This window comes from Nostoc sp. MG11 (genome assembly GCF_014904695.1).
In the GTDB taxonomy this organism is placed as follows: Bacteria; Cyanobacteriota; Cyanobacteriia; order Cyanobacteriales; family Nostocaceae; genus Komarekiella.
The window spans coordinates 26996-39806 of record NZ_JACXXN010000044.1; the positions used below are offsets into that span (position 1 = coordinate 26996).

Annotated in this window: 9 protein-coding genes; 3 read left to right on the forward strand and 6 right to left on the reverse strand. The window is 39.8% G+C overall.

The window, feature by feature from the left end; translation table 11 throughout:
• Positions 1-112: 112 nt before the first annotated feature.
• The gene (locus HCR01_RS31145) at positions 113-544 is read left to right on the forward strand and encodes a hypothetical protein (protein WP_193199869.1); all 432 of its coding nucleotides are present in this window, start codon (positions 113-115) and stop codon (positions 542-544) included.
• 371 nt (positions 545-915) lie between these two features.
• Here HCR01_RS31145 and HCR01_RS31150 read toward each other — a convergent pair whose 3' ends face one another.
• The 5 genes from HCR01_RS31150 to HCR01_RS31170 all read right to left on the reverse strand — a co-directional run bounded on the left by HCR01_RS31150 (position 916) and on the right by HCR01_RS31170 (position 9794).
• Positions 916-1698 (reverse strand): peptidylprolyl isomerase, encoded by a 783-nt coding sequence (locus tag HCR01_RS31150; RefSeq protein WP_193199876.1) that lies wholly within the window; start codon positions 1696-1698, stop codon positions 916-918.
• An 876-nt stretch (positions 1699-2574) separates the two neighbouring features.
• Positions 2575-4134 carry an HlyD family efflux transporter periplasmic adaptor subunit gene (locus HCR01_RS31155; RefSeq protein WP_193199870.1) on the reverse strand — a complete coding sequence of 520 codons (1560 nt, stop codon included), beginning with the start codon at positions 4132-4134 and terminating at the stop codon, positions 2575-2577.
• A 196-nt stretch (positions 4135-4330) separates the two neighbouring features.
• Positions 4331-7414, reverse strand: a complete 3084-nt coding sequence (locus HCR01_RS31160; protein ID WP_193199871.1) for a peptidase domain-containing ABC transporter — start codon at positions 7412-7414, stop codon at positions 4331-4333.
• Positions 7415-7562: 148 nt separating this feature from the next.
• Positions 7563-8162 (reverse strand): helix-turn-helix domain-containing protein, encoded by a 600-nt coding sequence (locus HCR01_RS31165; protein ID WP_193199872.1) that lies wholly within the window; start codon positions 8160-8162, stop codon positions 7563-7565.
• 1467 nt (positions 8163-9629) lie between these two features.
• A complete protein-coding gene (locus HCR01_RS31170; protein ID WP_193199873.1) occupies positions 9630-9794 on the reverse strand; it encodes a hypothetical protein in 165 nt (54 codons plus the stop codon).
• 245 nt (positions 9795-10039) lie between these two features.
• Between HCR01_RS31170 and HCR01_RS31175 the strand changes: the two genes are divergently transcribed.
• The gene (locus HCR01_RS31175; protein ID WP_193199874.1) at positions 10040-10927 is read left to right on the forward strand and encodes a hypothetical protein; all 888 of its coding nucleotides are present in this window, start codon (positions 10040-10042) and stop codon (positions 10925-10927) included.
• Between the two features lie 400 nt (positions 10928-11327).
• Here HCR01_RS31175 and HCR01_RS31180 read toward each other — a convergent pair whose 3' ends face one another.
• Positions 11328-11657: a threonine dehydratase gene (locus tag HCR01_RS31180; RefSeq protein ID WP_193199875.1), complete on the reverse strand. Its 330-nt coding sequence runs from the start codon at positions 11655-11657 to the stop codon at positions 11328-11330.
• Between the two features lie 500 nt (positions 11658-12157).
• On the opposite strand from HCR01_RS31180, the gene HCR01_RS31185 reads away from it, so the two are divergent.
• Complete coding sequence (locus HCR01_RS31185; protein WP_226889772.1) at positions 12158-12685, forward strand: DUF3122 domain-containing protein; 528 nt, start codon at positions 12158-12160, stop codon at positions 12683-12685.
• The last annotated feature ends 126 nt before the right edge of the window (positions 12686-12811 follow it).

Here is a 12811-nt window from a genome sequence, read left to right on the forward strand (position 1 = left end):
TTGATTATATTCCAAGATTATAAGTTTAATTAATTGTAAAATATCAATTTGCTGTTACAAGGCTATAAATTTGTTTAATCAGCATTTGAAACCTGTCCATGGGAGTTAAGTAATGAATTTATGGTTTCGTTTATGGTGGTATTGGTTAGTCATTGTTACCTGTGGGGTAACTATATTTAGCATTAGCTTGGTTATTTTACCAGATTTCATGCAGTTGTTCTTTAACGCGATGTTGTTTTCATCCTCCCAAGCACACACTACCTTTGATGAAATCGCATATTCTTATATTAAATTTTTGTATGGCATACTTGGTGCTGTAATGGTCGGTTGGAGTGTTACTTTGCTCTTCATCCTTGCAGGGCCATTTCATCGCGGCCAACGTGAAGCATGGTACGCCATGACAGTATCAGTACTCGTGTGGTTCGTGCTGGACAGTTCGTTGTCTATATCATCAGGGTTTTGGCAAAATGCTGTCTTCAATACTATGTTTCTCATATTTTTTGCAATTCCTCTGGTAGCCACATATCGATATTTTCAAAAATGATCTGCTTAAGATGTATTTTATAAACTTACAACTTGTGTTTAATAGGGTAAATATCGAATTATTAAATAGAAAATACAAAAGTTACATATAGATTAAGAGGGGAATATCTCACTTTTTAAGGTAGGGCTATTTCTTTCCCTAAAACAGGTAAAATTGCAAGTGTTGAGGGGATAAAAAATCATGGATGCTTCTCTGATTGAACGATGTTGTCAAACGGCATCGTCGAGTGTTGATCAAGACGTTTGAAATATAAAAACACGGTGTTCCTTCATACTTAGCTATAAGGCGTATAGTCATGGGAGTCGATCAAGAGTCGGGATACGAGAGGGTAAACTGTAGGGTGGGCATTAAAATACCCACCTACTATGGTTTTAAGCCTGATTCAGCATAACTTTAGATGATTGAGAATTAACATCTTCAGTCAGCTTTGCTACTATTTCAACAGCAGCGACTTGCTGCTTTAACCAATTAGTAAATAAATCTCCCATAATTTGAAGGCGTCGCTGCTCATCTAATTGAGGTTTAATGATTTCCTCAACGGCAATTATATGCACTCCTTTTAACGTAGTGATTGGCTTGAGAATTTGTGGAGGACTAGCAGAAAAAATCGCAGATGCAAACTCTGGTCTAAAATCGCGGCGAAGACGGATTCCTTTATATCCTCCAGCACGGCGAGTTTCTGGATCTTGGATATACTGACGGGCGATTTCTTGGAAACTTATTTCGCCTTCTTGCAGAGCATAAAACAGTTCTAGAGCTAAGTCTTCATCATCTAATATTACTTCATAGGTTACTGCTCCGATGTAATCTAGTTGGTGTGCGTAAAAGAATGGTTCGACTTTATCTGCAAATAAATGATTTGCTAACTTGGCAGATAGTAAGTTTGTTTGGGCTATTGCTTCAAAGTCATCTAGAGAAAGATGATATTTTCCTAACCATGCCCAGGTATCTTCTGCTTTGATAAGTTGGTTAGCTAAACGTAGGCTATCTGCTGCTTGTTGCAGTTCTTGTGTCTCAATTTGAATTTCTGCTTTTTCAGCTTCCTCTGCAATAACTTTTCGAGTGGCGATCGCTTCCAATATAGTAGGGACTTGAAACGAGAGTTTGATATGGTAAAGAATATCATCAGGAGAAACAGTTAACACTCTAGACATCATCTAATTCCTCCACTTAGCAACCAGTTTTATCAGTGATACAAGCTGTTTTTAGACGACATTAAGGCAGATATTTTGTCTTGAAAAATACAACTTAATCGCCGTTATTTAATAGTAGCTTTAATACTTTATTTGGTGACATTTATAAAATATCTTTTTGTTAAAATAAAGTTTTTTATTTATCAATCAAATTATAGATGTAAATGTTAGTTTTAATTGTTTAAAATCAATAAAAATCAATTTTATATCAAAAATTTTAGTAGTTTATTATACAAAAAGTTACTTCTGTAAGTGTAAAATTCATGGTGTATAAAGTAAGCGATCGCTAACCAATAAAACTTGCATATTTTTTCAACTTGTATGGTAAGCATTACAATGCTTACTAATAAGATTATTTTTTAGCCTTCTAAAGAAGACTTTATTTACTATTCATAAAAACAGGACTTACGCACTCAGATCCCCCAACCCCCTTAAAAAGGGGGCTTTAGAAATTCCCCCCTTTTTAAGGGGGGCTAGGGGGATCTAGGTTTCAGGCTTCAGTGCGTAAGTTCTAAAAAAGTCTTATCATCTAACATAGCTAGGTTAGGTTTTTTTGGATGTTTTATCTAAATAATAAACACTATAATTCTAGGTAAAATGGCTGTTTTTAGGGATAGTTTCAAGTTAAGTATAATATTAAAATGCAACTTTTATGAGCAGAGACTTATTAATGAGTTTCTGCTCATTGACATAAATATAGAATTTTTTGTATGAGCATCAGTTATCAATGGTCAGTAGTGAATAAAACTGACCATTGACAATAGATACTGGTACAGCATGGCAAAAATAACTGTATTTTCAGCGTAGCGTACTAGCTAATTAACCAATAACTAGTGATTAAAGCTCTAAACCACCTTTTTGCAGCTTCTTAAACGGATCTAAGATAAAGTCGATAACCCGACGCTGGCGGATAATCACCTCTGCACTTGCTGTTTGACCAGCTGTTAAGGGGATGCGTCTATTGGCAATTTGGATATTAGGATTATCTAGAGTAATATCCAACTCATAAGTCTCTACGCTGCTTTGGTTGCCTTGGCTATTAGTCTGAACTTTCGAGTTAGGTGAAATCCAACTGACGCGCCCTTCCACCACTCCATAATCTTGGAATGGATAAGCATCAAACTTGATTTTGACTGGCATTCCCACCTTTAAGAAACCACTTTGTTCGCTGGGCATCTGGGCTTTGAGAATCAAAGGAGTATTGGTAGGTGCAATTTGGGCAAGCATCTGTCCTGGTTCGACTACAGAGCCAGGTTTTTGGATGGGTAACTCAAAAACCGTACCATCAATAGGCGATCGCACTACTCGTTGCTGTAATTGGAACTTAATCGATGCAATCTGGCTTCCGGTTTGAGCAATTTCCGATTGTAGGGATGTGATTTGTGATTGTACATCTTTGAGTTGCTCTTGATTTTTGAGTACCGCCAGTTTACCTGATTGAACTAGGCTTTGATAGCTGCTTTGTTGCTCTTGCAGGCGCAGTTTTGCTTGCTCAATATCTGACTGGGCTTGACTCATAATCGCCTGATAGTTGCCGAATTGCTCTTGTAAGCGCAACTGAGCTTGTTTGATATTGCCTTTGGCTTCTTCCAGTGAACTAAGGCTTTCTTCTGCTGTCTTTTCCAGTTCCACAACTTTAGTTTGAGCAATTGCACCTTGCTTCAAAAGGTCGCGATAGCGTTTGACTTCTGCTGTATCTCTAGTCAAACGACTGTTAGCTAACTTTTGAGCAACCTGAGTGGAATTAATATTCTGCCTAGCCTGTTCCACTAAAGCCTGTTTTTCCATTCTTTGTAAGAGATATGCACTCTTACTAGCATCCAGGTTTTGCTGCGCCTGATTAACTTGAGCGATTTTTTCCAATAGTTGGGATTGGTTTTGTTGCTCTTGAATGTTGATTGTCAAGACAATTTGGTTTTTGAGAAGATCTAGTTGCGATCGCCGATTGATTAACCCTTCTAGTTTGGCTTGTGTCTGTTGCAGTTCTGAACGTAGAAGATCAGATTCCAGTTCAACCAAAACTTGCCCTGCTTTGACGGTTGTACCTGGTTTGACATTAACAGTAGTGACGCTACTAGTAACTGGACTATCCAATCTTTGGGTTGCTCCATTGGGTTCCATACGCCCTCTGGCGTTTCCTGTTTCATCTACTTTAGAAAGCATCGACCAAGGTAAAACGATCGCAGCGAAGCTGATCAACAAATACAGCATCGAGCGAGTCCAAGCCTTTGGCAAGGCATCTAGTAGTTCCTCTGTGCCATAAAACCAATCATTGCTTTCAACTTTTTTCTGTGTCCGAGGATGAATAACGGTACTTGTTGCGTCCTCAAACAGGAGATACTCATCCTGCATTGGTGTGGGAGGCGCGTACGATGAATTTTGAGATATATGTGGCATGAGTGATTTAGAACTCCAAATTTAATAAGGGTCAAGGGGAGCCACTGCGTTGGACGGGTTTCCCGGCTTCCCTACGGGGAAGCAAGCTACGCGCAGCGTCTCCCTTAGGAGAAGCAAGTGGCGTTCAAGGGTCAATATTTTGACTTTGGACTTTGGACTGTTGACTCTTGACTCCCCGAAACGAAGTGGAGGGGTCTTAAGCTGTTTGAGCTAACTGTTGCTGGTTGAGATAGAAGTAATGACCTCTTTTGGTGATTAATTCATCGTGAGTACCGCTTTCGACCAATACGCCACGATCTAAAACCAAAATCAAGTCAGCATGACGCACTGTGGAGAGGCGATGAGCAATGATCAGGCTTGTGCGTCCTTGGAGAATTTTTTTGAGGTTGTTCTGAATTATCCGCTCAGATTCGGCGTCTAGATGACTGGTTGCTTCATCTAATACCAAGAAGCTGGGATTTCCTAGCAAAGCACGAGCGATCGCTAGCCGTTGGCGTTGTCCACCAGATAACATCCCGCCACCTTCACCAATTTGGGTTTCGTAACCCATTGGCATTTGTTTAATAAACTCATCTGCTCCGGCTAAACGTGCGGCTTCAATAACCTCTTCTAAAGTGGATTCTGGATGAGCAATGCTGATGTTTTCGCGAATTGTACCGCCAAACAAAAAGGTATCTTGATCTACAACACCAATTTGAGAACGCAGCGATCGCAAGGAAATATTAGTGACATCTTGACCATCAATCAATACTTTCCCGTCTGTCGGCGGATATAAACCCAAAATCAATTTGGATAGGGTAGTTTTACCAGAACCACTACGCCCCACAACCGCTACTGTTTGCTCAGCTTTGATTTCAAAACTGAGATTTTCTAGCACGTTGATATCACTTTCTGGGTGATAGCGAAAAGTCACATTATCAAAGTGAACTTGACCCCGCAAATTCAATAAAGACTGACGGGGTTGATGTTGTAAATCTTCTTCTGGTTCCGCTTCTAAAACATCATTAATCCGCTCTGTGGAAATAATCACTTCCTGCAATTGATTCCACAACACTACAAGCCGTTGGAAAGGACGAATTACGCTGCCTAACAACATATTGAATGCAACTAATTGTCCAATTGTCAATTGGTTTTGAATTACCAACCATGCCCCAAACCAAAGTAATCCTGTAGTTACTAGCGTTTCGATCCCGGAACTGAAAACTTGCAGTTGGTTACTAATTATCTGTCCACTAAAGGTTTTTTTAATGACATTATTCAACAGTTCTTCCCAATGCCAGCGTACTGTCTGCTCAATTGCCATAGAGCGAATTGAGCGAATTCCTGTGAGGGATTGAATCAGATAACTGTTCTCTGCGGCTGCAGCGCTAAAAACTTCGCGGCTGATGCGGCGTAAAAAAGGTGTGGCAACCAGTGCTAGGAGTACAAAAGGCGGCACGATCGCTAAGCTGAACAATGCCATTTGCCAACTGTACCAAAACATCAACCCCACATAAATAAACACTGTCAGCAAATCCAAAATGATTGACAGTGCTTCTCCAGTTAGAAAGCGCTGAATTTTCTGATTCTCTTGAACGCGAGAGACAATATCGCCAACGTAACGCGACTCAAAGAAGGCTAGAGGTAAGCGGAAGGTATGTTTAATAAAACCTACCAACAGCGCGACGCTAATGCGGTTGGCTGTGTGATCCAGCAGATATTGCCGTAGTCCGTTGATGGCGACGCGGAACAACCCAAAAATCAGCAACCCTAAACCCACAGCGTTTAAAGTCAAGGTGCTACCTTGTACAACCACACGGTCTAATAACAACTGTGTAAATAAGGGTGTAACCAGTCCAAACACTTGAATCAACACCGAAGCAAGGAATACTTCTAGCAGCACTTGCGAGTGAGGTTTGACTAAATCAAAAAACTGCCAGAATGGTGTGATTGCTTCCTGGTTTTCTTTAAGCAAGGCTGTGGGTTGCAATAGCAATGCATAACCAGTCCAACCAGTTTTAAATTCACTATGGGTAAGGGTGCGTTGACCGATGGCGGGATCGCCGACAATCACATGCTTTTTACCGATTTCATAGACAACTATGTAGTGCTTGCCTTCCCAGTGAGCGATCGCTGGTAGAGATTGTTGTGCTAATTTATCAAGGCTGGCTTTCACAGGACGGGTGGTAAAGCCGATAGTTTCAGCGGCGGCTGTTAAACCGCGCATTGATGCCCCGCTACGGTTGATGTTGGCAATATCCCGCAGGCGGTTGACACTAGAGCGCTTACCCCAATAGCGACAAATCATCACTAAGCAAGCGGCCCCACAGTCTGAGGAGCTTTGTTGTTCAAAGAACGGATAACGCTTGGTCAGGCGTCCCCACCAATGACGCGCTGTCACCGTTGGGCTAGGAAAGTAGGCTCGTTGAATCTTTTGCTTTGGTGTTGGATCGTCGGGATCTGGCTGTGGAATTGGGTATTGGGTATTGGATGTTGAGTATTGGGAAGCACTTTCTTCTTCCCCAGTCCCTAGTCCCCAATCACCAGTCTCCAGTCGCCGTTCCTGGAAGTCGATCAACTCTGCTAATTGCGGCCAGTGTTGCTGTGCTGTTTGCCAATTAGCATTTCTCAAACTGTAAGCGATCGCTGGTTGTGTTGCCTGCAAACTTCCCTGTTTTGGGTTGACATAGATGTTTCCAGGTGTCAGTCTGCGCCCGTCAGAATGTAATAGTTCTCCGAGGCGCAGCAGCCAAAGCTTGGTATCTTTGGTAAGTTTGGCATTTAGAGAACCACTCTCTAAAGTGTGCCGCTCAAATAGAGATAGTGCTTTGAAAATCTCTTCTACAGATGCATTACCGGGAATTAGGGAGTTTTGGGAACAAAACAGCAGTAAATCCCAAAGTTCTGCACGTGCTAAAAGGCGATCGCGGATGCTCTGGGATGTGCGAATTACCTCTTGTAGCGCCTCTTGATTGAGATAACAAAGCTTTAAGTTTGCCGAAGCTCTAGCAACATAAGGACTGAATTTCTCTTCTGGAAAGAGAGTCAATTCGCCAAATGATGCTCCAGGTAAAAGGGTGGTGATTAAGTTATTAGAGCTATCCAGCAGTCTAACTTTACCTGTAAGAATGATATAAATTCCTGGCTCAGATGTAGCTGCTTGCCAAAACTGCTTTGCTACTGCTGGTTCGACGATTTCCAACGCTTTAAGACACCTGTCAAGTTCCTCGCCTGACAGCGACTCACCCAAGGTTTGGGTGAGTTGTTCAGCTAACTGTTGCTGGGAAAACGCTGATGGCATTTTCTAACCTCCAAAACTGTATTAAGCAAAATTGCGTCCCAATTGCATACTTTTGCGTTCAGAATACCGTTTGTCATTTGTTGTTTGTATTTACAAAGGACAAATGACAACTCTTACAAGGAAATATGCAATCAAAATGCGTAATAGCTTAGTTATTGGTCTGAATCAGATTGAATGACCAATGCAAACTAGGTTCGGAGTTAGATTGCAAGTCGCCGATTGTAATCCCAGCATCCTTATTCTGGTCAGTTTCTTGTTGGCTGATGTTTTTACGTTTAGTAGAAAGTCCCATTTGTTTGAGCAGACGATTAACATGGCGGTCGCTAATTTCAATGCCAAATTCATTTGCTAAATGTTTGCTCAACCATTGAGCTGTCCAGTAACCAAATGCATAGCCATATTCACGCGGACTATGACTTACCAATTCTTTCAACCGTTCAATATATTCATTATTTACAGTTTTGGGTCTACCGATGGGCCGCTCATTCCATTTATGCGCCAGACCTGCTTCTGCTATCCCAATCCAGTATCGCGCCATCTCTTGGGAACAACCGATGATTTCACAGATTTGGGTTTGAGATTTACCCATATCCGCCAGCAACATAATTTCAATCCGCCGACGATATTCTGGCTGTAAATTAGCTTGCAAATTTTTTAGCAGTGCCTTCTGTTGAAAAGGCGTTAAAAACTTGCTTTCTTGCGTATCGTAGTTTTCAAAAACCTGATCTTGGCTGAAATCTTGTGTCATAATTCTTACCAGTTGCCGTCAATTGCAAAATGTGGGCAAATGTTTCCATTGCAGCTGTTTTTAAATCCATAAATATCAGGATTCACAGTTGCAGAAATAATTAGTTTTGGAACGTTAATTAAAGATTTACATGATGTGCAACTAACACTATTTTTTAGCCTCCTAGCGTTCTCAAAGTCTAGGAGAGTAGTCCAGCGTTAGCGTAGATTGTGATCAGCTAATGCGCCTACATATTGCACTATTTTCCGTGTAGACTGTCATTAGTCATTAGTCATTAGTCATTTGTGTTTACCAAGAACAAAGGATAAATGATAAAGGACAACCCTCACCAGTTGATGTGCAATTTAAATGCGTAACAGCTTACCTCAATATCCGACGTTAATTGGCTTAGTCTAGAACACAGAGGTAAACCAAAAGTCTAATGGACATCATGCAATTTTTTATTTTGTCCATCCAGTAAAATCTTTATTAAAGACTGCACTCCCAAATTGCGATAGTATCTAGCTCGCAAAAAGGAGTAAGCAACTCTAACCAAAGATGCATCAAACATAGCTGTTATGTTCCCTGATAATCAGTAGTCACTGGTAAAACACTTAGAAACAGTGAGCTACTCACTGGTTAATTTCAAGAAGCTGACAGACTTTATCCAAGTTTGGTGCAGAAATAGTATTAGTTGAGACTATTTCTACCTGGTTGATAATAACAGGAAAGTAATATATAGCCTGATAGTAGCTCTTATGTTGAGGATTTTACTGAACTCTACAATACAGGTTCATAGGTTAACCTCTCAGTATTTAGGTAGGTTAAGTTTTAATTACTAAAAAGAGGTTGAAACCTGTTCCAAAAATTGGAACCTAGAAGCAGCGAAGGTCAGGTATAGGTATTGAGTACAGTAAATCTACTTCTGACAGTAGCCTAACACTAATTATATTTTCATCAGCACCAGAGTGATAAATTTGAAGTTCTCTGGAAGAGAAGTTCAACGGACAAGTGACAATCTCTCACCCTTCATTTTAATCCACTGTTATTTATTTAAAAATTTTCCTACATTTAACCAATATATTTTACCTAAAAGGAAAAATCTTTACTAGATTTTAATAATGACTTTATTAAAAAAATACAAACTAATTTTATCTCAAAAATAATTGCTTAGTTATTAAATTTTCTTGTAGCACATTAACTGCTAATTCCAAATATTTATAAGATCAAATAACAAAATACTAGCCTGATATTTAATTTATTGCTGCTTGTTTGAAAACACAATATATTTTGTAAATACTTAGCAAGCTTACATCTATCCATAGTAGTAAAAATAGATATATGTAAATATCTGATAGATTTTATATATTACTATCTATCTTTAGTATGAAAATTAATATAGCAATCTTATATGAGTTGTAAGAATTAACGAACCACCTCTCGTAGAGAAGAGAAGAACGCCAAGAAAGACAAAAATAATCTCCTTGATTATCGGGAAATGGCTAAGGACAAGTTGTAGTCACAAGTGGAAACTAAATCAGGAACCATAACCTCTGGAGTCCCCAGAGGTTTTTTTGTAACTGCGATCGCATCGCATACGTATATAATTCCATCAAGGCTCTTTGTAAAGACGATGTTTGACGACTGCTGCACGGCTCAGCATTTGATATTCCAGTGGTGAAGTAGCAAAAATTGTCGCAACATATTAGTCAATTACAGTAAGCTAAATTTAAGTTTGAGATGCTGGGAGTGGAAATGATGTTGTTGGAATTAAAGCGTATTACAACGCTCAAGGCTTTTCGCCTTTGGGTGCAACAGCAGATAAAATTTCCTTAAAAGAGAAATTTATCGTACAGTAATTGCAGCATTAACAGCAAATAAATCAAGTTGCGGAAGCTATGATTAAACCAATTCGCATTCTTTTGCAGACTACGATTTCTACAACTGAAGATGACTGGAGTATTTTTCGTTTTTCATTGTTACAGGAATATCTGGCATCTGTTAAAGATGAAGCGGGACCATTGTTTGAAGTTACAGCCCGCGATCGCAAATCAGATGCAGAGGGGAATGACCCAGTTTTGAGTACACTAGATAAATCAGATTTCGACGAACTTTGGTTGTTTGCCTTAGATGTTGGCGATGGTTTAACTGAAAAAGATATTGCTGGTATTAATGCTTTTCGACAACGTGGCGGTGGTATTCTGACGACACGGGATCATCAAGATATGGGTTGTTCGATGTGCGGTTTAGTTGATATTGGCGATGTTCACTATTTCAACACCAAAAATTCCGACCCTGATGATTCTCGTTGGTGTCGAGATGACCCATACACAACTTATATTTCTTGGCCTAACTATCATTCTGGAGCTAACGGCGACTATCAAAAAATTACCCTAGTCGAACCTGTTCATGAGCTATTGAAAAATCCTAATTCACCCTCTGGGTTCATCGAATATTTTCCAGCACATCCCCACGAGGGTGGTATCGGAGTGCATCCAAGCAACATCAACGCACGGGTGATTGCATTGGGAAACAGTTTAGTTACAGGTCGTGACTTCAATCTGGTCGTTGCGATCGAACATTACACAGATACACATGGTAATTTACTAGGACGAGCAATAGCTAACTCCAGTTTTCATCACTTAGTAGATTACAACTGGGACATCGAAAAAGGCTGTCCTACATTTGTGGATGAATTACCGGGAGATGGGATGAAAAAAGAACCACGCGCCTTAGAAAATATCAAGACTTATGTGCGTAATGTCGCTTTATGGCTAGCACAATAAAATAGACCTCTTGCATGAATCAGATTATAAACTGCCAAACAGATAATCTTCTCATTCCTCTTTGCGTGAACCTGAAAATTCTGATTTTAAAATATTCGTGCAAGAAGTCTAATTTCCAAAATGTGAATTAATTCACATTCGGAAGAATAGCTTTCATTTAACTAATTAGGACTGAACGGTTGTACTACTTGCTTAATGGCTTTTATAGGATTACTATTTGATTTTTGAACGGAATTAGGTATTGTAGGGTGTGTTAGAACGAAGTTCGTAACGCACCATTATCGATGTTTTGGTGCGTTACGCTGTCGCTAACACAACGCCAGTTTGCTCAAGTCGGGAGACCCGCCCACGCAACTGGCTCCCCTACGTATTTTTTCAGAAATCAAACCAGATTCCTATATTAGTTCTTTTTCACATCACGAGCCATGTTGATATAGTAGTCTTCAATTTTGGTATTGGAACGACGGCGGGTAGTCGTCGGAGTTGCAGGAGTTGCAGGAGTTGCAGGAGTAGTATTCCGAACAGTTTCGCTTAACTGTTTAGCCGAAGTTTGCTTTACACCCTGCGCCTCATCAGATTCCAAAAAATAACCAGGTTTAGTGAATCCAAATACCCCAGCAAAGAAGCCAAATAAATTTCTAGCTAAATTAGAAAAACCGTTGAAAATAACTGAAAAAAAGCCTTCAAAGCGAATGAAAGAATTGCGAAGAATTTGAGTTATACGAAGCATAGCGACCTCTACAATTACCTGTTATCTTGATGACCTAATTCCATGATAATATGTAGTACTTTAAATATTCTGTGCCAATAGATTGAAAGCCATGATGCTTAGCATCTACTTGGGAGATATTGCAGTCAAGTCAGAAGACTAAATTATGGCGCTTGTTTTGCTTCTTGGGTTTAAGTTAAAATATTGCACCGACCCACATCTCACCCAGAACTTAAATTCTGTACTGTCCACTCAAGTGGAGTAAAATTCTTGATTAGTTCTCTTGAGAGGACTTTAGCTATTAGCCTTGGAATTCTATTTTGAGGCGGGATAGCAACGAAGCGGAGATTGTAAAATGTGGTTAATGATAATCCTTTTAGGTATGGGATTTTCTTTCCCTGTTTCCCCTACTCTCTTTCCTCACCTGATGACTTTAGTGCGACACTTCTAAGTATGGATGGCTATTTCAAAAGGAAGAACTTTAGCATCCAGTGAAATAACAATTTTTTAAATGTACTCACATGAATATGTGTCGCAAGAAACAAAAATTTCAGCAATATTTCTGGCGTTGTGCTTTGATAGGCTTTCTAACATTAACTGTATGTGGATGGAGTGTGGAGGAAGCACACGCACTGCTGCGTCAACACCATGATTCTCCAGGTGTCTTGCGTTATCACTCGCAAGTATCTATCAAAGATGAAAATGGATACGCTTGGCAAGTGCTACTGTTCAAACAAAATTACAAGAGTGCAGTAAAAGATTTAAGATTGCGCTTGGTTGCTTTTCCTGGTGTAGTTGAACTTGCTCACCCTCAACCATTACTTATTGAGACAGTGGAGGGAAAATTACTGACTGCATCAGATGCATACGCTCTAACTGCACCCGCGCCGAATGTAGGCGAATATGAATTAACTGATGTCTTAGCTAAATTGCCAACAACTGATGCGCTTAAGCTTTATGTACCAGTTTCTTTTGGAAAGCCACTAGTTCTCAATATACCCAATACTGTAGTAACTGAGTGGCAATGGCTAGTAACAGAAATTGATTGATAAAATCGGTCAGTTGAGAGTTGTCAACTTACAGCAAATTCGTAGTTTATGAGGTACAGTAACAGCAATTTGTAAACCAATTTTTGAGATGTTGAGGATTAACTAATTCAAGTGCTATTTTAATTA